The 24,209-nt window shown below is 53.3% G+C and carries 24 protein-coding genes; 9 read left to right on the forward strand and 15 right to left on the reverse strand.

The window, feature by feature from the left end:
• Positions 1–20: 20 nt before the first annotated feature.
• Both BEQ56_06045 and BEQ56_06050 read right to left on the reverse strand, forming a co-directional pair.
• Entirely contained in the window at positions 21–695 is a 675-nt protein-coding gene (locus BEQ56_06045; GenBank protein AOH43077.1) for a ribulose-phosphate 3-epimerase, read from the reverse strand.
• Between the two features lie 87 nt (positions 696–782).
• A complete protein-coding gene (locus tag BEQ56_06050; protein ID AOH43078.1) occupies positions 783–1,589 on the reverse strand; it encodes a hypothetical protein in 807 nt (268 codons plus the stop codon).
• 75 nt (positions 1,590–1,664) lie between these two features.
• Between BEQ56_06050 and BEQ56_06055 the strand changes: the two genes are divergently transcribed.
• The 4 genes from BEQ56_06055 (at position 1,665) to BEQ56_06070 (ending at position 4,413) form a co-directional block, all read left to right on the forward strand.
• Positions 1,665–2,174, forward strand: a complete 510-nt coding sequence (locus BEQ56_06055; protein AOH43079.1) for a hypothetical protein — start codon at positions 1,665–1,667, stop codon at positions 2,172–2,174.
• Positions 2,175–2,954: a hypothetical protein gene (locus tag BEQ56_06060; protein ID AOH43080.1), complete on the forward strand. Its 780-nt coding sequence runs from the start codon at positions 2,175–2,177 to the stop codon at positions 2,952–2,954.
• A gap of 33 nt (positions 2,955–2,987) precedes the next feature.
• Positions 2,988–3,716: a DNA-binding response regulator gene (locus BEQ56_06065; GenBank protein ID AOH43081.1), complete on the forward strand. Its 729-nt coding sequence runs from the start codon at positions 2,988–2,990 to the stop codon at positions 3,714–3,716.
• 250 nt (positions 3,717–3,966) lie between these two features.
• Positions 3,967–4,413 carry a hypothetical protein gene (locus tag BEQ56_06070; GenBank protein AOH43082.1) on the forward strand — a complete coding sequence of 149 codons (447 nt, stop codon included), beginning with the start codon at positions 3,967–3,969 and terminating at the stop codon, positions 4,411–4,413.
• 89 nt (positions 4,414–4,502) lie between these two features.
• Here BEQ56_06070 and BEQ56_06075 read toward each other — a convergent pair whose 3' ends face one another.
• The 12 genes from BEQ56_06075 to BEQ56_06130 form a co-directional block, all read right to left on the reverse strand.
• Positions 4,503–4,901 carry a D-ribose pyranase gene (locus tag BEQ56_06075; GenBank protein ID AOH43083.1) on the reverse strand — a complete coding sequence of 133 codons (399 nt, stop codon included), beginning with the start codon at positions 4,899–4,901 and terminating at the stop codon, positions 4,503–4,505.
• A 35-nt stretch (positions 4,902–4,936) separates the two neighbouring features.
• A complete protein-coding gene (locus BEQ56_06080; protein ID AOH43084.1) occupies positions 4,937–6,355 on the reverse strand; it encodes a fucose isomerase in 1,419 nt (472 codons plus the stop codon).
• Positions 6,356–6,502: 147 nt separating this feature from the next.
• Positions 6,503–7,465 (reverse strand): D-ribose ABC transporter substrate-binding protein, encoded by a 963-nt coding sequence (locus BEQ56_06085; protein ID AOH44428.1) that lies wholly within the window; start codon positions 7,463–7,465, stop codon positions 6,503–6,505.
• Between the two features lie 89 nt (positions 7,466–7,554).
• Positions 7,555–8,616: a sugar ABC transporter permease gene (locus tag BEQ56_06090; GenBank protein ID AOH43085.1), complete on the reverse strand. Its 1,062-nt coding sequence runs from the start codon at positions 8,614–8,616 to the stop codon at positions 7,555–7,557.
• 2 nt (positions 8,617–8,618) lie between these two features.
• Positions 8,619–10,145, reverse strand: a complete 1,527-nt coding sequence (locus tag BEQ56_06095; GenBank protein AOH44429.1) for a sugar ABC transporter ATP-binding protein — start codon at positions 10,143–10,145, stop codon at positions 8,619–8,621.
• A 52-nt stretch (positions 10,146–10,197) separates the two neighbouring features.
• On the reverse strand, positions 10,198–10,860 hold the full coding sequence (locus BEQ56_06100; GenBank protein AOH43086.1) for a hypothetical protein: 663 nt from the start codon (positions 10,858–10,860) through the stop codon (positions 10,198–10,200).
• Positions 10,861–10,896: 36 nt separating this feature from the next.
• Entirely contained in the window at positions 10,897–11,808 is a 912-nt protein-coding gene (locus tag BEQ56_06105; GenBank protein ID AOH44430.1) for a hypothetical protein, read from the reverse strand.
• 68 nt (positions 11,809–11,876) lie between these two features.
• Entirely contained in the window at positions 11,877–13,373 is a 1,497-nt protein-coding gene (locus BEQ56_06110) for an ABC transporter (GenBank protein ID AOH43087.1), read from the reverse strand.
• A 101-nt stretch (positions 13,374–13,474) separates the two neighbouring features.
• Positions 13,475–14,560 (reverse strand): hypothetical protein, encoded by a 1,086-nt coding sequence (locus BEQ56_06115; protein AOH43088.1) that lies wholly within the window; start codon positions 14,558–14,560, stop codon positions 13,475–13,477.
• Entirely contained in the window at positions 14,527–16,008 is a 1,482-nt protein-coding gene (locus BEQ56_06120; protein AOH43089.1) for a hypothetical protein, read from the reverse strand. Before BEQ56_06120 ends, BEQ56_06115 begins: the two co-directional genes overlap by 34 nt.
• The gene (locus tag BEQ56_06125; protein ID AOH43090.1) at positions 16,005–16,967 is read right to left on the reverse strand and encodes a transketolase; all 963 of its coding nucleotides are present in this window, start codon (positions 16,965–16,967) and stop codon (positions 16,005–16,007) included. The genes BEQ56_06120 and BEQ56_06125 overlap by 4 nt, the downstream gene beginning before the upstream one ends.
• Entirely contained in the window at positions 16,964–17,791 is an 828-nt protein-coding gene (locus BEQ56_06130) for a transketolase (GenBank protein ID AOH43091.1), read from the reverse strand. Before BEQ56_06130 ends, BEQ56_06125 begins: the two co-directional genes overlap by 4 nt.
• Before the next feature lie 216 nt (positions 17,792–18,007).
• Between BEQ56_06130 and BEQ56_06135 the strand changes: the two genes are divergently transcribed.
• The 4 genes from BEQ56_06135 (at position 18,008) to BEQ56_06150 (ending at position 21,517) form a co-directional block, all read left to right on the forward strand.
• Positions 18,008–18,967, forward strand: coding sequence for a hypothetical protein (locus BEQ56_06135; GenBank protein AOH43092.1), 960 nt, complete (start codon positions 18,008–18,010; stop codon positions 18,965–18,967).
• 190 nt (positions 18,968–19,157) lie between these two features.
• Complete coding sequence (locus BEQ56_06140) at positions 19,158–20,522, forward strand: ribosome biogenesis GTPase Der (GenBank protein AOH43093.1); 1,365 nt, start codon at positions 19,158–19,160, stop codon at positions 20,520–20,522.
• A gap of 92 nt (positions 20,523–20,614) precedes the next feature.
• Positions 20,615–21,184 (forward strand): signal peptidase I, encoded by a 570-nt coding sequence (locus tag BEQ56_06145; protein AOH43094.1) that lies wholly within the window; start codon positions 20,615–20,617, stop codon positions 21,182–21,184.
• Positions 21,185–21,208: 24 nt separating this feature from the next.
• Positions 21,209–21,517, forward strand: coding sequence for a hypothetical protein (locus BEQ56_06150; protein ID AOH43095.1), 309 nt, complete (start codon positions 21,209–21,211; stop codon positions 21,515–21,517).
• A gap of 20 nt (positions 21,518–21,537) precedes the next feature.
• Here the strand turns inward: BEQ56_06150 and BEQ56_06155 are convergent, their stop codons facing one another.
• Positions 21,538–22,902, reverse strand: coding sequence for a hypothetical protein (locus BEQ56_06155; GenBank protein AOH43096.1), 1,365 nt, complete (start codon positions 22,900–22,902; stop codon positions 21,538–21,540).
• Positions 22,903–23,138: 236 nt separating this feature from the next.
• Here BEQ56_06155 and BEQ56_06160 point away from each other — a divergent pair, with 236 nt between their 5' ends.
• Entirely contained in the window at positions 23,139–24,167 is a 1,029-nt protein-coding gene (locus tag BEQ56_06160) for a BMP family ABC transporter substrate-binding protein (protein ID AOH43097.1), read from the forward strand.
• Positions 24,168–24,209 lie beyond the last annotated feature (42 nt).

Below are 24,209 nucleotides of genomic sequence, written 5' to 3' on the forward strand. Positions count from 1 at the left end.
CTGTTTGAATTTTGATCCGGCTAACGGGCGGACGATTTCGCAGCTTCGCGGAGCGACCGGACCGCGCGGCCGTAACCGACGGGGTTACGGAAAATCGAGGTCCCGGCGACGAATACGTTCGCGCCAGCCTCGGAGCAGAGCCGAATCGATTCTTCGTTAATTCCGCCGTCGACTTCGATATCGACGTCCAGCCGCGCCTCGTCGATCCAGTTCCGGATTACGCGGATTTTTTTCAGCGTCTGTGGGATGAACTTCTGGCCGCCGAAGCCGGGGTTGACCGTCATGACGAGAACCATATCGACGAAAGGCAGCAGCGGTTCGATCATCCCGGCAGGGGTTCCCGGGTTGAGGACGATCGAAGGCTTTGCGCCGAGACGGCGTATTTCGGTCAGGGTTGAATGAATATTCTGGTTGTTTTCGACGTGAACCGATACGATATCCGCGCCGGCTTCGATAAACGAGTGGATATGCCTTTCCGGCTGAATGATCATCAGGTGCACGTCCAGCGGCGCGGCGCTGATTTTTTTTAACCCTTCTACGACTGGAACGCCGATCGTAATATTCGGAACGAATGAACCGTCCATGACGTCGACATGGACCCAGTCGGCGCCGCCGTTGACAACCGCGTCGACCTCGTTCCCCAATTGCATGAAATTCGACGCTAAAATCGAAGCTGAAAGTTTAACCGGTTTCATTCCTGTTCCTCATTTCCTGCCCTTTATTGTACCCTCTTGCCGAACGGCGGCGCGGAATTTTTTTGGATTGCGTGCTTCCCGGTGGATTTATCCGGCGAGTATCCTGTCGAGCCGTTCGGCGGCTTTCAGTCTTGGCGCAGGGTCTTTCGAAAGGAGAATCAGGATCGATTCAGCGAGTTGGCCCGGGAGGTCGGGACGGAATCGGATCGGATCGGGCGGCGTCTCGTTGACCTGCGCGCGCATGACGGTTTCCGCGTCCTGCCCTTCGAAGACTGTCCGCCCGCAGATCGTCCGGTAGAGGATCGCGCCGACGCTGTACCAGTCGGAAGCGGGAACCGGAGGATATCCGCGCGCGCATTCCGGCGCCATGTAATACGGCGAGCCGTTGACGATTGAGGATGGGGCGGCGGGGCGCGGGTCGTCGATTTGGCGGGCTTCTCCGAAGTCGCTGATTCTCAGGCGGTTTTCGGCGTCGATCAGGAGGTTCAGCGGCTTCAGGTCGCCATGCACGATTCCGCACGCATGAATCGCACGGACTCCCGCGCAGAGATCTCGCCCGTATGCCGCCGCAAGCGGAAAAGCCAGCCCGGTCCCGACGGGAAGCGCGTCCTGAAGCGTGCCGCCCGGGACGAACGGCAGGACGATCGCCGCGGTATCCGCTTCGGTCAGGAGGTCTGAAACCGGAAGGACGTTCGGATGGCGAACGCGGGACTGGAGCTCCGCGCCGCGGAAGAAACGTGCGCGCTCGGCCGGGTCCGCGGCTCCGCTCTTCAGGACTTTCAGGAAGACGGCCCGTCCGGTCAGGCGGTCAACAGCGCGGAAAAGTTCGACGATCCGCCCGGCCCCGATCGGCTGGATATGTGTAAAGCTGCGAAATAGCGCCTCGTAACTCATCTTGATTTATAATATTAGCATGGTTCTTCTGCCGATTGGAAAAAGGTTCTTATCTTATAAAATCGAAGGCTGTTTATGAGATCCCGTTCGGAGCGATCCTCCTCTTCGTTAATTCCGTTCTGGGCGGTTGTTGCGGCGATCCTGTTCGGCGCGGGCCTGTTTGTCGCGCTGATGGTCGCGATTACGCGGAGCGCGCTTGAAAACGATCCGCCGCTTCGGTCGGCGCTGGCTCAGGTGACGATTATTCCGGCGCCGACGGTTACGCCGACTGCCCCGGTTTCGTCCGAGCCGAAGGAGCTTTCGGTTCGATACGTTTCGCCGGAAGGCTTCTCGATCGGCGCTTTCGTAAAGATCGCGAATACGCAGGGCGCGGGGCTGAAAATCCGTCCGGAGCCCGGGACCGGGAGCCAGACGTCGTTTATCGCCAGCGAGGGCGAACTTTTCGTGATTACCGACGGGCCGGACGAACGGAACGGTTATACCTGGTGGAAATTGGCGGGATTTGAAGATTCTGAGCGGACGGGATGGGGAGCGTCGGCGTTTTTCGCGCTGGTCGCCCCGCCGTCGGACGGAGCGGCTGAGTAAATGAGTTCGAATCAGGCAGAACGGTTTGATTATTGTATGGGGCATGATATCGGCAGGGTCCGGCCCGTAAACGAGGACGCGATTTTCGCGTTCTCGGCGCAGGTTATGCGGATGGATACGCTGACGCCGATTGGCCTGTTTATTATTGCCGACGGAATGGGGGGGCATTCCAGCGGCGAAAGAGCGTCCGCAAAGGCGATTTCCGAGTTTACCGGCGATTTCTTTCGAACGGTTTATCTGAAAGCGATCGACGCGCGAGGCGATTCCGCCGATCTTGGCGGCGAGATGGCGCGCTGTCTTGAGCGGACGAACGCGACGATTTATTCGGATATTCCGAATAGCGGGACGACGTTTTCGGCGCTGCTGCTGGTTGGGAATTCGTATTGGATTGTTCATGTCGGCGATTCGCGGATTTACTATTTTTCGGGGAATCAGGACGAAGCGCTGCTGACGAAGGATCATTCGCTCGTGCAGATGATGATCGATCTTGGGGAAATCACGGAGGAGGAAGGGAAGACGCATATTCGACGGAACGTGATCCTGCGGTCGGTTGGTTTCGAATCGTCGGTCCAGCCGGATATCTATCAGGGAACGTTCGAGGCGGGCGATCGCTTTCTGCTCTGCTGCGACGGGGTTTGGTCGGTCGTGGGAACGGAGGCGTGGGAGGAGATTCTTCGCTCGCCGGAACCGATTCAGGATCAGGCTCGGCGCCTGGTTGAAGCCGCGAACGAGGCGGGCGGGACGGATAATATCAGCTGTATCCTCGTTCAGTGCGGGTAATCGGGCGGATTATGAGGGAAAAGGACAGGCGTTATGAATACAAAACAGCGAATATTGGTTGTGGACGACGAAGAGCGGATCGTGCGCATGATCCGGCTCAACCTGGAGCATGACGGCTTCACCGTAATCGAGGCGAATAACGGGATGCAGGCGATCAATCAAATTCGGGAGAAGCTTCCGAATCTGGTCATTCTCGATGTGATGATGCCGGGGATCGACGGGTATGAGACGCTGTCGCTGATTCGCGAGACGAGTCAGGTCCCGGTGATCATGCTGACGGCAAAGAGCGAGGAAGAGGACCGGATTTATGGGCTCGAACTGGGCGCGGACGATTATATTACGAAGCCGTTCAGTCCACGCGAGCTGGTCAGCCGGATTAAAGCGGTGCTGCGGCGGACGGAAAATCGGAGTCCGGACGAAGAGGACGTTATCCGCGTCGACGACCGGCTGACGCTGGACTTCGGGAAACGCGAAATCTGGCTGGACGGCGAGCTGGTAAAGCTGCGACCGACGGAGTATCGCCTGCTGTATCATCTGGTTAAAAACGCCGGGTGGGTGATGACGTATGATCAGATTCTGGCGAAGGTCTGGGGGTATGAGTACCGGGATGAGACGCATTACGTCCGGCTATATGTCAACTATCTGCGGCAGAAGCTGGAAAAGGATCCCGCGAACCCAAAGTATATCCTGACGGAACGCGGGGTCGGGTACCGCTTCGTCGATTATAAGAATTCAGCGAAAACGGAACCGCCGTCGGCTTAGCGAACGGGAGGACGGTCTTCCCCGCGGCGCGCGTTTTTTGCGGAACGGGGAGCCCGCGAGGGGATGTTTTTTGAGGCTCCCTTTTTCCGGACAGCGGGCGGTGATGTTAACAAATTGCTGACGGATTGTTTAGGCGGATCTGATCTTTCGTTTCTATTTTTCTAACGAACCTTTCCTATACTGAGGACAAATCAGGAAACAAGCTGGGCGATGAAAAAAAAGCCCAACGGAAAAGGAAAGGAAAAATACCATGTATTACAGAATCAATCATTACCCCGTTCGTGAACTCGTCTCGATGCAGGATTCGATGAACCGGTTATTTTCGAACATGTTTGCGCCGTCGGCGGAGGATGGAACGCTGGTCGCCTCACCCGCGATTGACATGAAAGAAAGCGAAAACGAGCTGTCGGTCCGGGTAACGCTTCCGGGCGTGGATCCGAAAAACGTTGAATTATCGGTCAACGAGAACGTTTTATCGGTGCGTGCGTCGATTGAGGAAGAGGTTGAAAAAGGCGAAACGAAGAGCGTTTTCCACCTGCGCGAGAATACGTTTACGTCTTACTATCGCGAAATCCGGCTGCCGTTCGAGGTAGACGCGGATAAAGCCGAGGCCGATTATAAGAATGGGATCCTGACGATTACGCTTCCGAAGGCTGAAATCGTGAAGCCGAAATCGATTCAGATCCGCACGAAATAACGCCGCTTTTCAAGGGACTTCCTTTTTTTCAGGAGAGCCTCCCCAACAGGGGGGGCTCTCGGTTTTAAGCGGACGGGAGGACGAGGGCGTCAGAACGTGACGCCGCCTTCCAGAAGGATATTGCAATAGGGGGTGCATTCTCCGGTTCGGATCTGCGCCTTGCAGGATTTCGACAGCGCTTTCAGCTCCTCATGGGGAACGGCGTCGAGCGGAAACTGGTCGTCGATCAGGTCCTGGAGACGGATAAACGCATTCGGCGAGGCGTCTTTCATTTCAGAGCTGATCACACCGCGCTGAACCTCCAGCTCGTCCAGAACCGCGTCCAGGACGTCGAAGAAGGAGGGGACCCCTTCGCAGACGGCTAAATCGATCCATTTTACGCCGGACGGGCAGGGCATCCCGGCGTCTCCGATCAGGATCGTATCAAAATGTTCTAATTCTGCGATAATTTTAGACAGGTCGCCATGAAAGATTCCGCTTTTTTTCATCTTTGCCTCCTGATTTTCGCTGGCGCGGGGCCGGTTCAGTCCGTCTCGTGCAGGTAGGTTTCCCAGCCGAGATAACCCTCGAATGCTTCGACGAGGATTTCCGCCAGGTTATTTTTAGCGATGGCTACGTGATGCTCAAAGCCATTGGCGCAGATGAAGCGCATCAGCTGCTGAAGGCGCGGAATTTCGACGACGCCGCGTCCGCCGAATGTCCTGAGCTCGTCGTCGACGAATTTCCCTTCTCCCGCGTAGGCCCGGATACAGCCGTTGACATCGTCCGTCGACACGCGCGCATACGTCAGATTCCCGGCGGGGATCCTTCCGTCGACGCTTCCCATCGTGTTTTCGGTCCCCATGGTTGTGGCTAAGATTTTCGCGTTATTCATGCAGGCGTCCGGCACGTAGCATTTGGCAAAATTGCCGCAGTGGAAAACGACGCATTTATTTTTCTCTTGCGCGTAGTTATTGTTCCAGTCGACGATAATCGCCGGTTCCGTTCCTGCCAGCTGAAGCGCGTACATCGAAAGAACGCCGGTAATATCGGTTTCGCAGGCGGAAGGGACGAGCTCTTCGCTCATCATGCTCATCAGCGTACAAACGTTGATCCCGAAGTTTTCCTGGAGCGAATTCCAGCATTGAATCGCGGTTGCGTCGACCGCGTTGTCGCTGATCCAGCGGTCAAGAACGGTCTTGAATTTAGCCATGCGCATCAGCGAAGCGTCCGGAACGCCTGGATGAGGAATGTAGCTGCTGATTTTTTCGAGCGCGGCGCGAACGGCTTTATCGTCGTCGCTGAGACGGGAGGATGGGCCGATTATTTCGGAAAGATCGGCGGTGCAGACCGAAATTCCGGCGCTTTCCAGGAGCTTTTCGCTGTAGCGGACGGTGTTAAAGGCGTTGGGCCGCGCGCCGATTGCGCCGAAACGCGCGCTGCGAAGCTTATTGACGACACGGCAGACGCCGCAGAATTTTTTCAGGTCTTCCTTGAAGCTAACTTCGTATGGATAAACGCAATGATCCTGCGTCAGCGTAAAGTCGAAGTTTCGCTGGCGTAAATTCGCACAGACGGAAATCTTTCCGCAAAACGAATCCCGGCGATTGGCGACGTCGAATTTATCCAGGTCGTCAGGAAACGCCTGAACGAGGATCGGTACCCGGAGACCGGATAAGCGCAGCGTATCGGCGATTCCTTTTTCGTCGCCGAAATTCGGCAGGCTGATCAGGATGCCGTCGATCTCGTCGGCGTGTTTTTTGAACAGATCGGCGCAAAGCCTGGCATGGTCGTAGGTGGTGACGGCGCCATGGATACCGGCGTTCCCGTCCAGCGCGACGTACCCGACGCCGAGCTCGTCAAGCGCGGCGAACATCTGCGTCCGCGCGGCGGAGACAAGCGACGCGGGAAAAAATTCGCGGGACCCGAACAATACGCCTAAGGTTATCTTTTTTTTCATCATTTGCTTCTCCTCTTTTCTCTAAATAGGGCTTCGCTTCTATCTTTTCGGCTCGTCTTTCGGCCGGAACCTGATTTTCCCGAATCGGGCTCCGGTTGAAAGACGACGGGGGAGCCCATCCTGATTAAGGCTCCCCCGTCCGTTTCCGTGTTACTTCTTTTCGCAGCTGGTTACGCCTTCAATTGGCGCAAAGACCTCGTACATGCATGCGTTTTCCTGATTGACCAGAACGCAGTCGATCGATTGTTTTTCTTCTTTTTCGAATTTTCCATTCGTCAGGTAATAATCAGCCTGTTCGACCGCGGTAATCGAAATTGCGGCGACCGGCTGGAGCCCGGTGGCTTTAATTCCCCCGTCGCGGATCGATTGAATAACGTCGTCGGAGCCGTCGAAGCCCATGACGATCACGTCCGGTTTCCCGGCGGCTGCGAGCGCCGCGTACGCGCCCATCGCCATCGTATCGTTGCCGCAGATGACGCCCTTGACGTCCGGATTTGCCTGAAGCAGCGTTTCCATCTTCGCGAAGGCTTCGGTCTGGTCCCAATTGGCGGTGTCCTGCGCGATCATTTCCAGCCCTTCATATTCGTCGATAACGTCATGAAAGCCCTGCGAACGAACGTGCGCGTTTGTATCGGTATCGCGTCCGGTCAGCTCGATGTACGTTCCTTCTTCTTCCATCAGCTCAACGAAGTATTCGGCGACGATCGAAGCGCCCTGATAGTTGTTGGAAACGATCTGCGCCGCGGCGATGCCGTCTTCGCTGATTTCGCGATCGATCAGGAAGGTCGGAATCCCGGCGTCTCTGGCTTTTTTGATGGAGGCGACGGTCGCGTCGGATCCGGCGTTGTCGAGAATAATCGCTTTCGCGCCTTCGGCGATCGCGGTCTCGAACAGTTCCATCTGCTTGTTGGCGTCGTCGTCATGGGATACGGATTTGGCGGTGTAGCCGAGTTTTTCAGCCGTATCAACGGCGATTTTGGCTTCCGCGCCAAAAAACGGGTTGGCATGGGACGGGGTGATGACGTAGATCAGGCCTTTGCTCTCCTGCGGGAGGGGAGCGGCGGAAACCGACAGTACGGTCCCGAGGACCAGGACGGCAACGAATAAAAACATCAAACTTTTTTTCATTTCAGAACTCCTTTTTTTGATTTCCGGACGGAACGGTCCGGTATGACCGCAGGTTAATACGTTGGTTTCTTTCCTTATTCTTTTTCTTCGCGCTGCTGTGCAAGGGCGACATGTTCTTCGAGGCGGCGCTGGACCTGGTCGATGATCACGGCTAAGACGATGACGACCCCTTTCGCGACCTGCTGCCAGAAGGAAGAGACGCCCGCCATGACTAAGCCGTCGGAGAGGATACCGATAACGAACGCGCCGATAATCGTTCCGCCGATGCTGCCGATCCCACCGGCGAGCGAAGCTCCGCCGAGAACGACCGCCGCGATCGCGGTCATTTCGTAGGATTCGCCGGTCATGGGATGCGCCGCTACCAGCTGCGAGGCGATAATCAGCCCGACGATCGCGGAACAGAAGCCTGAAATCGCGTAGACGCCGATTTTCGTTTTATCAATCGAAACGCCGGACATTTTCGCAGCCCGTTCATTCCCGCCGATCGCGTAAACATGGCGTCCGAACGGGAGCTTCCGGGTGGCGAAGATCGCGACGGCGGAGAGAACGATCAGGATCCAGATACTGTAGCTGATCCCCAGGAAGCTGCCCGCGCCGAGGAGCGGAAAGCCGGTGTTGCCTAACTCTTCGCGTCCGACGAGATTCGGGAAGGTCAGCCCGTTGGAACGGATTTGCGCGAAGCCGCGGGCAATATACCACATGCCGAGCGTGGCGATGAAGGCGGCGACGTTGAATTTCGCGATGATAATTCCGTTCAGCGTTCCGCATAGCGTCCCGATGATCAACGTCAGAATGATGACCATTGGTATTGACGGATAGAGCGTATTCGATCCGATCGCGATTCCATAGTTGATAAACCCTCCGGCCATCATCGCGCAAAGTCCGGCGACCGAACCGACCGAAAGATCGATCCCGCCGGTCAGGATTACGAACGTCATTCCGATCGCCAGAATCCCATAAATCGCGACATGCTTCGTCATGACGACGAGATTCGTTTTATTCAGGAAGTTCGGAACGATCAGGACGAAGATAATCGTCACAATGATCAACGCGATAAAGGCGCGCCCTTTCATCAGGATCGACTGGATTTTGAGCTCGGTATTCTTACTGGTTTTGGATTTTTGAGCGTTAAGCATGTTTACCCTCGCTGTTTGGATGTATGGCCGACGGCCGAGGCGGCGACTAACGCTTCCTCAGTCGCTTCTTCTTTCGTGAATTCGCCGGTGATCTTCCCTTTGGACATGACGAGAATGCGATCGGATACGGCGATGACCTCTTTCAACTCCGTCGAAACGAAGATGATTCCATAGCCTTGTCTGGCTAAATTATTGACGATTTGGAATATCTCGGCTTTAGCGCCGACGTCGATTCCTCGGGTGGGCTCGTCGAGAAGCAGGATTTGCGGGCGCGTCAGGAGGGTCCGGGAGATGACGACCTTTTGCTGGTTCCCGCCGCTCAGCGAAGAAATCAGGTTTTTCGGATTGGAAACCTTGATCCGGATATCGCTGATCTGATCGGCGATCGCTTTGCGTTCTTTTCGCTCTGAGAGGAAGAAACCGGACAGGTAGTTTTTAAGACTGGAAAGAACGATGTTCCCGGCGACGGACATCGTCTGAACCAGGCCTTCTCCCTGGCGGTCTTCCGGGACGAGGATTATTCCGTCGGCGATCCGGTCTTCGATCGAACGGCTCGACAGTTTCCGCTCCTGCAGATAGATTTCGCCGGTCGCTTCCTTCGCGCAGCCGGACAGGCATTCGAATAGCTCGGTGCGTCCGGCTCCAACGAGCCCGTACAGTCCGAGGATTTCGCCCTTTCGCAGGGTGAAACTGACATGGTCCACCGCGAAGCCGCCGCCGATCCGCGGCAGGGTCATCTCTTCAACGCGCATGAGTTCGCCGCCGATTTCGGCTTTTTCGCGGTTGGGGTACTGGTTCTTTTCGCTCCCGACCATCTGACGGATAATCCAGGGCAGGTCGATATCCGATATTTTCGCCTCCGCGATTTTATTCCCATCGCGCAGTACGGTAATATAGTCCCCAATCTGCATCAGCTCTTCCAGCTTATGGGAGATGTAAATAATGGTGACGCCCTCGGCGAGCAGTTCCCGGATCAGCTTGAAGAGGACCTGAACCTCGTCGTTGGATAACGCTGACGTCGGTTCGTCCATGATCAGGATCCGCTTATTTTCTGAAATTGCCCGCGCGATCTCGATAATTTGCTGCTGCCCGACGCGGAGCTCGCCGACGAGCCGGTCGGGATTGATTTTCTGCTCCATGTGGTTCAGGATGCGGACGGTCTCTTTCCGCTGGTCGGCGGCGGACACGATCCCGGCGGTTCGTTTCTCGCGCCCGATAAAGAGGTTTTCGGTCACGCTCAGGTTTGGAAAGATCATCATTTCCTGGAAAATAATCCCGATTCCGTTTTTCCCGGCTGTTCGAACGGACGTGTTGAAGATTTCCGTTCCTTCGAGATAAATATTTCCCGTGGTGGGCTGTTCAACGCCGGCGAGTATTTTCATCAGCGTCGATTTTCCCGCTCCGTTTTCGCCGACGAGGACGTTGACCTTTCCGCGATAGACGTTAAAGTCGACTTCCTTGAGCGCCATCGTTCCGGGATAGGCTTTCGTGATCTTTTCCGTGCGCAGGATGACGTCGGGACTGGTCATCGGCGGAGCGGCTTCCGGCGGGACAGTGGAAGTAAGTTCGGTTGCCATGGCTCTACTCCGCGGCTTCCGCGTACACGGTCGAAATCAGGATCGTGTCCAGATTGATCCTGGTTTGATTCGTCGTCAGGATCGTGAACATCCCTCCGAAGGAGACTTTCTTCCCGACCATGTTTTCCCAATCGAGCGCTTCGAAAACGGATTTCCCGGATCGTTTATTCAATTCGCGCGAAACCTGTCCATATTCGGTCTGGTCCTTGAAATCGCCGAAGCTGATAAATCCGGCGCCGTCGCGAATCGCTTCTCCGGAGACGTTCGGCCCGACCGCGAGCGTGACGACGATCTTTCCGTCGTATCCGACAGGGCGGATAACCGCTTTCCCGGATTTCGACGACAGGTCGACCGATTCCACGATACCAACGCCATGGACGCGGAAGTTATAGGCCCCGCTGATGGAGATGTTCGCGAATTCCTGAGATTTTTCTAAGCCCTGATCGATCGCGGTCAGAACGGTCGCCAGTTCAGCTGAGTCGTCTTTGACGGCTGGGATCAGCCGCGATTCCCAGATTCCGTCGACGAACGCAACTCGATCGAATTTTTCCGATTCAAGAACTGCCGCCTGGCGCTCGGTGTTCACGACGACGAACTGGGTGGATCCCCAGATCAGGAATGCGGCGATTAGAATGACCCAAATTGCCCATTTTATTTTCCTGTTCATATACACTTCCTTTCAATGATATAAGTAGCGGAATACTTAGTTACCGCTTTTGTAGGCTCTCACCCGATCGATTGTGACAGCAATAAGGACGACTGCCCCGACAATTATCTTTTCCCAGTATGCGGATATTTCGAGTAAAACGATCGCATTTGAAATCACACCCATCAGCGCGGCGCCTATGATTGTGCCTCCAATCCCGCCTTTGCCTCCGGTCAAAGATGTCCCGCCGATAATGGCAGCTGTTACGGACGGCATGACCCAGGTGGAACCGACGCTGGGTTGTGCGGCGCCTAATCTTGCGGTAATTAATATCCCGGAAAGACCCGCCATCAAACCTGAAAGCCCGTAAACAATCGTCGTTATTTTTCCGGTTTTGATGCCGGTTATCCTTGCCGCCCGTTCATTTCCGCCAATCGCAAAGATATATCTTCCGAATGGAAAGAACTTCAGCATGATCATCAAAATTAAACCGATCAGAAGCATGATGATTGCGGGAAATGGAACAGGGCCAACCATTCCCCTTCCGAGCGGGATAACTTCATTTGGAATATTTTGAATTGGCCATCCTTGTGTTATTACATAAATCAGTCCCCCAAAGATTTCTCCCGTAGCTAAAGTCGCGATAAACGGGACTAATTTTACGCTGGTAATCAAAATCCCATTGATGAGCCCGGCTACGAAGGCGCCGGCAGCCGTCATTAGAATACATAGGTAAGGATGGATTGATGTATTTACCATCAACCAAGCGCTGATAATTGCCGACGCTCCCGCAAGCCCGGCCACAGACAGGTCAATTCCCCCTGTGAGCAAAACCAGAGTTTGCCCGAACGCAACGATTGTTGTAAATGAGATTGTCCTGATGAGGGTTGAGACGTTATATCGGGAAAGGAAGGCCGGATTAACTAAGTTAAGCAAGAAGCAGCTAACGACTAAAACAATTCCAATCATGAACGCGGTCGAGGAGCTCCTGCTCTTAAGCGATCCGATGAGATTACCTTTATTCTCTATTTCCATAATTATCCCTCGTTTTTTAATGCGGTCATCAGGATATCTTCCTGCTTAGTTTCCGAAGTGATGAGGATACCTTTATTTCGTCCTTCGTGCATAACCATGATCCTATCTGTCAATGCCAATAATTCTTCATGTTCAGAAGAAACGATTAACACTGTAAGGCCGTTGTCCGACAGATCCCTGATCAGTTCATATATCTCATATTTCGCATTGACGTCAATCCCGCGCGTCGGTTCGTCTAATATTAATAAATCAACATTGCGGGCCAGCCAGCGGGAGAGGATGACTTTTTGTTGATTTCCTCCGCTGAGATTTTTTATTTCAACCTCGCCTGACGGCGTCTTTATTCTTAATTTCTCTATGTAATTTTTCGTTATGTTTTCAGCTTTTTTGAAATTTATTCCGAGAAAACCGCAAATCCGGGCGTAAAGAGTTATCATAAGATTCTCTTTAACTGAAAGAATAGGAAAAATTCCGTCCCTTCGTCGTTCTTCCGGCAAGTACCCGATCCCGAATGTGATTGCCTGATCTGGGGATATTATATTTATTTCTTTGCCTTGAAAGAAAGTTCGCCCGGAAGTTTTTTTCGTCAATCCGAATATTGAATTAATTAGTTCCGTTCGTTTTGATCCTACTAATCCGCCGATCCCAAATATTTCACCTTTATAAACATCAAAATTAATATCATGGAATTCGCCAGTTTTGGAAAAATCCCGAATCGATAGGATCGTTTTTTTCTCGACAGATCGATTCCGAGATTTGCCTCTTTGGACATCTTTGCGGCCTGCCATGAAAGCGATAATTTCATCAATCGTAATATCCTTTGTATCGCCTTGATGAACAACAGCTCCGTCACGCATAATTGTGACCCTGTCAGTTATTTGTATAATTTCCTCAAGGTGATGAGAAATAAAGACAATTGATTTGTTATTTCTTCGGATTTTTCTGAAAATCGAAAATAATGTCTCGACCTCATTTGCTGTTAACGATGCTGTTGGTTCGTCGAATATCAAGACATTTGCTCCCGTCGCCAGTGAACGGGCTATTTGAACTAACTGTTGATATGCGACGCTTAGATTTTCAACAAGCGCGTCGACGCTGATCGAAACTCCTAAATCGTCAAGCAGTAATTTAGCTTGTTTTTTTGTTTCCGGCCAATTGATTAATCCGCCCTGAAATCGGATTTCATTTCCAAGAAAAAGGTTTTCAGCCACTGTTGCATTCGGAACCAGACTCAATTCCTGCGGTACCATGCTGATCCCAAGTGTGATTGCTTCTACGGGTGAATGAATTTCATGTTTGTTCCCCTGAACCAGGATTTCTCCGCTGTCTGGATGATAAATCCCCATGAGGACATTCATTAATGTGCTTTTTCCGGCTCCATTTTCACCAATCAACGCATGGATTTCCCCGGGACGTAAATCAAATGATACGCTTTTTAAAGCCTTTACACCGGGGAACGTTTTTACTATATTGGTCATTTTAACAATGTGAGTGTCCATTGTGCCCTGCCATTGCGCTGAGTAAAACTGATAATTGACGAACTGTTATTTATCTCTATCGGATGCGGGGATTGCATCCGATAGAGATAAGAATTGGTTTTTTATTTCCCGGTGACCGTATGATAATTTTCCAGGGAGTCTTTCATTACCAGAAATGCGCCTACCTCATCCTCTTTTAATTCAGGGAGAACGCCGTCGGCGATTTGAATCATCGTGAAAATGCTTCTGTATCCGATTTCTTTAACATTTTGAACCATTGTGGCGTAGATAGAGCCATCTTCAATGCCTGAAATTGTTTCCGGCTCATCATCCATTCCGACGATTATGATTTGATCTTTTAATCCGGCGTCAACTACTGCTCTGGCTGCGCCGTAAACGTTCGTAGCGTTGCATCCAAAAATGCCAGATAAATTCGGGTTCCCCTGCAGGATACTTTCCGTAAGAGAAATGGCTTTCTCTAAGGAATCTTCATCCGGGTATTCCGCAACGATTTTAATATTGGGGTAATTCGCTATTTCTTCCTTGAACCCTTCGACTCGTTCTTTATGGTTCGGGGCGCTTAATGTTCCGGAAAGGATTGCAATTTCACCTTCTTCGCCGATTTTTGCCGCTAAGATTTTGGCTAATGCCGCTCCGTCGCCTTTGTTGTCAGCGTGTCCGCAATATGATAATCGATCGCTTTCCGGCGCGTCAGTATCAAAAGTGCTGACATTGATGCCGTTTGCAACCAAGTCATCAATAATCGCCGTTGTAACGGATGCGTCAATTATGGCGATGGATATTCCGTCGGGATTTTTTGCAGCTGCGGATTCAAGTTTTTGCGTTTGCGCCAATACATCGGCTGTTGAAGTAGCGTCCCAGGAATAATTGATCGTGATGCCTCTCTCGGCGAATTCTTCGATAGCTTTTTCTATCCCCACTTTTACGGTTTCATACCAAGGATGGACCAGTTTCGGAATGAATACGAAATTGTACTCATTCTTTTCAGGTTTATACGCTTCAGATTGTGCTACCCCGATGATCTGGATAGGCGTTAAAATTATAACAAATGCAGTGAACAATAGTGCGGCCAATAATTTTTTAGACATCTTTTTCTCCTGATTTTTTGTTTTTATTTTAAGTATTATGTAATTAGCCTTGAGCAATTTAATGCCTAAGCTAAAACTTTTCGAATCGCCGCGTTCCATTCGGCGAACAATTCTTCGACTTTTTCAGAATCTGACTCTGGCTCATAGACGGTTATACCGGTATTGATGGTTCGAATCGCGTCTAAATCGGCATAGATCCCGATCGCCAGTCCACCGGAAAAGGCCGCCCCCAGCGCGGAAAGCTCCGGCAGGGAAGACGCGTGCAGCTCGCGGCGATTGATATCCGCGACAAATTGCATTAAGAAGCTGTTCCGAACGGGACCGCCGTCGGCGAAAAGGCACTTAAGCGGAACGCCGGCGTCTTTTTCCATGATCCGGATCACGTCGGTGACCGTAAACGCGATCCCCTCGAGTCCGGCCCGAACCACGTGCGCGCGCGTTACGCCCGGCGTCAGTCCGAAAATTGCGCCTTTAACGTCTGCGCGCCAGTACGGAGCGCCCAGCCCGACGAAAGCGGGAACAAGGTACACGCCGCCATTATCCGGGACCGACCGCGCTAACGTTTCGGATTCCTCCGGCTTCTCGATCAGGTTCATCCGGTTTTGCATCCAGGAGATCGTCGCGCCGGTGAAATTCGTGATGCCTTCGAATGCGTACGTCGGTTTCCCGTCAAGGACCCAGGCTAAAGCGTTGACGATTCCGTTTCCCGACCGAATTCTTTTATCCCCGATATTCATTAAGACCGAGGAGCCGGTTCCAAAGGTAATTTTCGCCATTCCCGGCTCGTAACAGCGTTCGGCGAACAGCGCCGCCTGCGAATCGCCCATGACGCCGGCGATCGGTATCGGCTTCGAAAGGAGTCCGTTCAGGTCGGTTTCGCCGAATACAGACGCACTTTCACGGATTTCCGGAAGTTCGGCGATTTCCAGACCGAAAATTCGAATCAGTTCTTCGTCCCAGTTCAACCGATCTATATGATAAAAAAGCGTTCGACTGGCGTTGGTCGGATCGGTCGCGTAGACTTTCCCTCCTGTCAGGCGGTAGATCAGGTAGGTATCGATGGTTCCGATCAGCGCGCTTCCGGATTTCAGCTCCGCGGCGACGGCGGGATTGTTCCGGGTCAGCCAGGTCAGCTTGCTCGCCGGAAAATAGGTATCGACGCGCAGCCCGGTTTTTTTCTCGACGGTCCTTTCGTCTGCTCCGCCGCGCAGCTCGGCGCAGAAGGGTTCTCCGCGGCGATCCAGCCAGACGATCGCGTTCGAGAGCGGTTTCCCGCTTCCTTTTTCGAAAACGACGATCGTTTCACGCTGGTTGGTAACGCTCAGGCAGGCGGCCTGAGCGAACGCGGCGGGATTCCTGGCTTTCAGCTCGCTCATTGCCGTTAACAGGTTCGCGTAAATCTGCTCTGCGTCATGTTCAACCCAGCCCGGGCTGGGAAATATCTGCTCATGCGCTTTGCTCGCCGAATCGATCAGCTCGGCGCTGTGGTTGAAGATCATGACCTTTGTCGATTGCGTGCTTTGGTCGATGGCAAGAATGTATGTCACGAGATCCTCCGCTGTTTCAGCAGCTCCAGAGCCGCGCATTGAATACCGCTGGCGCTGATGCCGTAATGATTGAATAATTCCGTCTGGCTGCCGGTTACGAGCTCTTCATGCGGAAAGGCGATGATCTTCATCGGTTTGAAGATACGGTTCTGCATGAGCAGAGCGGCGGTAAAAGCGCCTAAGCCGCCGTTGACGGAATGTTCTTCGACGGTGACGATCGCTTTCGCGGCGGCCGCCATTTCGAGAATGGTCTGGGTATCGAACGGATTCAGCGTGTGCATGCTGATCAGGCCGCAGCGGATCCCCTGATCCCGAAGCTCGATCGCGGCTTCGTACGCCGGCCAGAGCGGTTCGCCGGTCGCGACGATCAGCAGGTCGTTCCCCTCGGAAAGGACGGAGGCTTTCCCGATCTGGATTTCGGCGGCGGAAGAATGTATCTTCGGCATGACTTTTTTCCCGAAGCGGATATAAACGGGGCGGGGGTTCTCGGCGTAGGATCGGATCGCGGCTTCGGTTTCGGCGTTATCCGCCGGAACGATCAGATCGATACCTGGAATTGCCATGAGAACAGCCAGGTCGTGGAGCGAATGATGGGTTGCGCCTAAGCCGCCGTAGCTGGCGCCGGAGCTGATCCCGATCAGTGCGACAGGGTTTTTTGAATACGCGACGTCATTTTTTACTTGTTCGAGGGCGCGCGCGGATAAGAAGCTTCCGGGTGAGATGGTGAAAACCTTCTTGCCGCAGGAAGCCAGCCCGGCCGAAATCCCGACGGAATCCTGTTCCGCGATCCCGACTTCGACGACCTGATCCTTGAATTTCTGAGCGAAGCCGGTGACTTTCCCCGATCCACGCGAGTCGCTCGTCACGAGCAATAAATCCGGATCCGTTTCCGCCAGGGCGGATAGTACGGACGCCATGCAGTCTAAATTGGTCATTCCGAGTTCTAAGGAGCGGTTCATGCGTATGATTTCCTTTCTGAATCCAATTCGCGCAGCGCTTCGGACATCTGGTCCGGGGAAGGGACGCCATGGTGCCATTTGGCCTGATTTTCCATGAAGCTGACGCCTTTTCCTTTAATCGTATGCGCGATGATCAGGCTTGGCTTTCCTTTTTCGAACGGGACGGCGCGGAAGGCCCTGATCAGCTCGGTGAGATCATGGCCGTCGACTTCACGGATCGAATATCCGAACGATTTAAATTTATCGCTGAGCGGTTCCAGCGCCATGACGTTTTCGGTCGGCCCGGATATCTGAAGCCCGTTGCGATCAACGATGACGACCAGGTTGTCCAGCTTGTAATTTGCTGCCGCCATGGAGGCTTCCCAGTTTGAGCCTTCGGCTAATTCGCCGTCGCCCAAGAGGACGAAAACCCGATAGGGACGCCGGTCGATTTTCCCTGCGATCGCTATCCCGACGCCGATCGGGAGTCCATGCCCAAGCGCGCCGGTGTTCTGCTCAACGCCGGGAATTTCCCGGGTCGGATGACCTGTCGCGGGTGACAGGTATGCGCAGACTTTCGACGTCCATTCGCGCGGCATGAATCCTTTTTCCGCTAATACGGCGTAGAGCGCTTCCGCGGAATGGCCTTTCGATTGGATATATCGATCGCGATCCGGATTGTCGGTGTCTCCGGGCGTGATATTGAGGATTTCGTTGTAAAGAACGTTCAAAATATCGATACAGGAAAGATCCCCGCCCGTGTGCCCGGCCTTGGCTTCTGTTATGATTCTCAGCGTATCTTCGCGATAGAAGATTGATTTTTCTTTTAGTTTGGCGGTATCCATGTTTCTTAAATCCTATCTGTGTTACAATCATCCACGAATAAAAATTCAAGGTTGCTCGGTTATTCTATGCAGTTTATGATAACGGCGTCTCCTTGAATAATATGGCGTAAATGAATATTTATTCAAATCTTACAGGCTTCGTTACATCCGTCATGGAACGGCTATGACAATTTCATGAGCCGACGGCGGCTGAAGCGCTGAAAAAAAGGATACGCGATGGGGAATCGGGAAGATCCAAGGCTGATTGCGCGGGTTGCGCGTTTATATTATGAAAAGAAAATTCGGCAGAGCGAAATCGCGGAGCAGCTGGGCCTGTCGCAGGCGGCTGTTTCGCGATTGCTTTCGTTGGGCGAAAAAGAGGGGATTATTAAGGTTGTCGTTCAGATTCCTCGCGGCGTGTATACCGACATGGAAGAGCATCTGGCGGCAAAATATCATTTAAAGGACGTTGTTATAGCCGATTGCTCCGTGGACCGGGAGAGTCCGGCGATGATCCGCGAAATCGGGACCTGCGCGGCGTCGTATGTTGAAAATATCCTGCGGCCAAACGACGTGATCGGGCTGTCCTCATGGAGTACGGCTCTGCTGGCGATGGTTGACGCGATGGCGCCGGTTCATCGGAAGCCGGGGATTCAGGTTGTTCAGATTCTCGGCGGATTGGGGACGGCGAGCGCACAGAATCAATCTACTTATTTAGCGAATCGTCTTTCGAATCTTGTGAATGGTCCGGCGTATTTCCTGCCGCTTCCGGCGGTGGTATTGTCCCGGGAGGCGTATCAGGCGCTGATTACGGATAAATCGGTCTGCAACGTTTTGGATAAGTTTTCGTCGGTGAATACGGCGCTGGTGGGGATCGGGGATATGAATCCGTCGAGTTTATTGTCCGCGAGCGGGAACGTGCTGTCGGAAAAGGATTTGAAGCTGCTATCCAGGAATGGGGCGGTTGGGGATATTTTGCTGCGGTTTTTTGATCGATACGGGACTGAGCTCGATGAAAACCTGCTGACGAACCATGTGATCTCGATGAGTTTGTCGCAGCTGCGGAACGTTGAGCGCGCGATTGGAATTGCCGGAGGGCTGCGGAAGTTTGAAGCGATTCGCGGAGCGCTGCGCGGACGGTTGATTAATATCCTGGTCACCGACCAGTTTACTGCGGAACGATTGCTGAATGATTAAGGGAAAGATCTGAGGGGCCAAGTCTCTTCCATATATCTAATTATAGGCTTATTTTCATGCCTTCCCCGGCGCATTCGCGGCGCTGAGGCGAAAGCTTGGTAAAATTATCGCGGCATCGGCGCCTTTCGCGCCGATTATACATGGCGGAGGTCAGGGTTCGGATCCGGTCGGGTTCGTGGAAGCAGGAAAAATGAAGAGACCAGTTGTCGCCCTTGTGGGGCGGCCAAACGTTGGGAAAAGTACGATTTTCAACCGATTAACCGGAACGCGCGATGCGATTATTGACGACGTTCCCGGAACGACGCGGGATCGGCTTTTCGGCGTTGGCGAATGGGTTGGGGTCGAATTTGACCTGATCGACACCGGTGGGATCGATCCGGAGCCAGGCGGCCAGAAAAAGCCGCTTTCGATTGGGTCCGCCGATTTTGTCGCTGAAATAAAACAGCAGGCGCTCTTAGCCGTCGAAGAAGCCGACGTCGTTTTATTCGTCGTCGACGCGATTTCCGGCGTTACGCCGTCCGATCGGGAAATCGCCGGGATTCTGCGAAAGGCGCAAAAAACCGTCGGCGGAATCGTTCGTCCGCCTGTCCTGCTGGTCGTGAATAAGGTGGATTCTGCGAATATTCGTGAAAATGTGCATGATTTTTACGAACTGGGCATGGGCGATCCGTATCCGATTTCCGCGATTCACGGAACGGAGACGGGCGACCTGCTGGATGCGATGATAGAGTTATTTCCGGACCAGGTCCCGGAGGACGATGACGATTCCGTCAAGATCGCGATTGTCGGCAAGCCGAACGTCGGTAAATCAAGCCTGCTGAACCGGTTGGTCGGCGAAGATCGCGTGATCGTCAGCAGCATCGCCGGAACGACGCGCGATGCGATCGATACCAGGATCGAATTTAACGGCGTCCCGATTACGCTGATCGACACTGCCGGAATCCGGCGGCGCGGAAAAATCGAACGCGGCGTTGAAAAATACGCGGTCTTACGATCGATGCGCTCGATCGAGAAGGCTGACGTTGCGCTGTTGGTGATCGACGCGATCGAAGGCATCTCGGTTCAGGACGCGCATATCGCGGGATATATTCTCGAAGAATGGAAAAGCGTCGTCGTCGTCGTCAATAAATGGGACGCGATCGAAAAAGACACGTATACCATGCAGAAGATGACCGAAAGGATCCGCCGCGAATTGAATTTCATGGATTACGTGCCGATCCTGTTTATCTCGGCGAAAACGAATCAGCGCGTTAATCAGGTCCTCCCTACTGCGCTTCAGGTTCAGGAAGAACGCGTCGCGCGGATCCCGACTTCCGCGTTGAACGAAATTATTCATCAGGCGCAGGACGAACATCACGCGACTTCGAAAACCGGGCGCTCGCTTTCGATTTATTACGCGACGCAGGTGCGTTCGGATCCGCCGACGTTCATGCTGTACTGCAACGATCCAAAGCTGGCGCATTTTACTTATACACGCTACCTGATGAATCGGATCCGCGCTCGTTTCGGGTTCGTCGGAACGCCGATCCGGATCGTCTATAAAGCGCGGCGATAAATTAAAAAGCTGAATCATTTAATCCTGTTGGATAGCTTTTACGCGAAACCGGATTAGAATTTAAACGATGAGAAGAATTGAGAAGCGATAACATGAGCAAACGTAAGAAAACCGAAACGAAGAAAAAAACTACTATGGAGAACGTTATCGATTGGGTCGTGACGATCGTTATGGGCCTTGCGCTGTACTTTGCGATTGATTTCTGTATTGGTCGGGTACGTGTTGAGGGAATCAGCATGGATACGACGTTTTTGGAAGGGCAGCTCCTGATGGTCAATAAGCTGAATTATCGTTTCAACGAGCCGACGCGCGGCGATGTCGTCGTTTTTAAATCGCCGGTTGAACCGGAAAAGGAATATATTAAACGGCTGATCGGGCTGCCCGGCGATACGATCGCGATTCATGAAAATCAGCTGTATATCAACGGCGGCGCCGTCGACGAACCGTATCTGCATGAAGCGATGACGTATGATTTTGAGGAATGGGTCGTTCCCGAGGGCATGTATTTCGCGCTTGGGGATAATCGGAACCATTCATTCGATTCGCATAGCTGGGGCGGCGTTCCGCGCGCGAACCTGGTTGGGAACGCGTTTTTCCGCTATTGGCCGTTGAACCGAATCGGGACGATCGGGTATGAGATCGCGGTATCGCCTTCGGAGTAAGGCGGGGCAGGAGGTATAACGGAAATGGAAAGCGAATCTTTGGATTCACGGGTTGAATTCTGTTCGGAATGCCAGGTGGGGATTCCGCGGTATCGGGCGGCGACGTATTATATGTGGATTGGCGATGAAGTGGTCATGGTCCCGAATTTTCCATGTTGGGTTTGCGACGTTTGCGGAAGGCGGGAATGGGACGCGGCCGCGCAGCGCAGCCTGCGCGCTATTTTACGTCTGGACGCAGAAAATATCATGAACGCAAAAAACCGCTTCAATACGGCGAAGGAGGCAAAGGCGCGTCCAGAAAAGAAACGCGCCCGGCGCGTCGCCCGCTCGTAGTTTCGGGAATAAAAAATCCGCTAACCGCCGCTCGTTTCCGCCGCCGCGTCGCTCTCGGCGGTTTCGTTTTCATACTCGTTCGCGTCTTCCGATTCGCTTCCGGTCCCCTCGCCGTCGGTCATCGGCAGCGCGATAACGCTTTCGTCGTCGACCGGCGAAGCGAGCGCGATATCGAAATCGTTCGATTTGCAGCGGTCCGTCATCGTGTTCGCGTTCGCCATGGCGATCGCGTCGTCCGGGATATTCTGAGTGATCCTTCTGACAATTTCCGTCGCTTCGGTGCAGTTCCCGCTGCGCGCCATGACCAGCCCATACATCGAATATAGTTCGGGAATCCGATTATTATAGGAAATCGGGATCCCTTCGATCATGGCGCCGGAAGGCGTCATGCCGCCGTAGATCGCGAGGCGGAAATTCTTAACCGCGTCGTTGTATTTTCCGGACATGTAATATTGAATTCCCAGGTTCCAGTAAAACATCGTCTCTTCCGGATCAAGGTCGATCGCGTCTTCGGCTTGCTGGATCGCTTTCGCGTATTCGCCATTTCCGCTATAGGTTCGGGAAATATAGTAAGGCGCCCAGGGGTCGTACGGGTTCAGCGATCGGGCGCGCTCGAACGCGGTAATCGCTTCGGTCGTCTGGTCCGCCGCGCGGAGGTTTCGTCCCAGCGCCAGGTACAGATCCGCGATATTCGGGTTGATTGAAATCGCGATCTGAAATTCGTTAATCGCTTCTTCATAGTTCCCGGTAATTTCGAGGAGCAGCCCGCGGGCGCGGTGCGCTTCCATCGTATCGCTTCCGTATTCAATCGCTTTTCGGGACGCGTCGGTCGCTTTTTCGAGCGTCGCCAGCGATTCTTTTTCGTTGAATTCGTTGACGTAAGCTTCGGTCATGTAGGCATACAGAAGCGGATTTGTCGGGTCGATCTCCGAGGCGCGCTGGAACGCGGCTTCGGCGTCCAGATAATTCCCGAGCTCGCCCAGCGCCCAGCCGCGGATCGCGTGCGCGACGGGGTTATTCCCGTTCAGGAGAATCGCGTTTTCGGCGTTCAGGAGCGCGTCTTCGGTATGCCCTTCGTACATTTCGATTTTCGCGAGATTTACGTAGACGGAAATATCCTTCGGATTGGAATCGATCGCTTTATAATACGACTCGATCGCGCGAGCCATCTTTCCGTCACTCGCGAATTGTTCCGCTTCAAAGACAAACGCTTCGGGCGGCGTTGTCGGCGTGGCGGTCGGGATGAAAAGCGGCTGCGTTTCGGGAACGACGGTAACGCTGAAGTAAATACCGAACGCGGCGACGACCGCGAGAAACGCCAGCCGGAGTGGGTTCGATCTTTTTCTGCGGTTGTTATAGCTGTAACGCGAGCCTCTTAAGTACACGGGCGGTTTCCTCCTGTCGACTGCGAAACTGCGCATAGGCGCTGCGCAATATTGGAACGCAGTTCGGACTTTGATTATACCGTCAGCCCCGTTGTTTTTTCCTTTAAAAAATATTTTGTTTCATCGACGAGAAAAGATTATCAGGATTTGAGTTCCGTTTTCAGACAAAAACGTGTATAATTTAAGCAGGAAACGGAATGATCCGTTGTCGAATTCAAATAGAAGGAGTTGGATATATGAAAAAAATGCTCATTGGCGTATTGGTTGCAGTGTTGGTTCTCGGCGTTGCGGTTTTTTCGGTTGCGGCCCAGGACCAGATCAAAATTTGCCAGGTGACCGACCTGGGCGGCGTCGACGATAAGTCGTTTAACGAGACGGCGTGGAACGGGATTAAGATGGCCGAGTCGGAATTGGGGATCAAGGGGATTGTCCTCGAATCGAAAACCGACGCGGATTACATGGTCAACATCGATCAGTTAGTCGACGACGGCTGCGATCTGATCGTTACGGTCGGTTTCATGCTTCAGGAAGCGACGGCGACCGCCGCGACCGATAACCCGGACGTAAAATTCTCGATTATTGACTCTGCCGTTGGAATGGACAACGTTGTCGATCAGGTTTTCCAGACGGACGAAGCCGCGTTTCTGGCCGGGTACGTCGCCGCGGCGATGTCGAAGACGGGAACCGTCGGGACCTACGGCGGTATGTGCATCCCGACCGTTACGATTTTCATGGACGGGTTCGCCCGCGGCGTCGCCTACTATAACGAAGCTAAGGGAACGGACGTTAAGGTTCTCGGATGGGACCTGGAAAAACAGGATGGAACCTGCGTCGATTCGTTTGACGACCTCGACAAGGGTAAACAGACGACAATCGCGATGATGGACCAGGGCGCGGATATTATCATGCCGGTTGCCGGTCCGGTTGGCGGCGGTACGATCGCGGCGATTGAAGATCGCGGGACCGGTATGGTTATCGGCGTCGATTCTGACTGGGCGCTGACCTATCCTGACAGCGCGAAGATCATCCTGACGTCGGTTGTTAAGAAAATGGACGCGACGACGTTCGACGTTGTCAAGTCGATTGTCGACGGTAAGTTCGCCGGCGGTAAACTCGTCGGTACGCTCGAAAATCAGGGTGTTGGAATCGCCCCGTTCCATGAATTTGACGCGGAAATCTCCGACGAGCTCAAGGCCGAACTCGCCGATATTGAAGCGAAAATTATTTCCGGCGATATTGCGCTGAACGAAGCGTTCGTTCAATAAATCGAAATTCCGGGAGCGTTTTGAATTGGGCGGGGCGTACGT

This window comes from Anaerolineaceae bacterium oral taxon 439 (genome assembly GCA_001717545.1).
Lineage (GTDB): Bacteria > Chloroflexota > Anaerolineae > Anaerolineales > Anaerolineaceae > Flexilinea.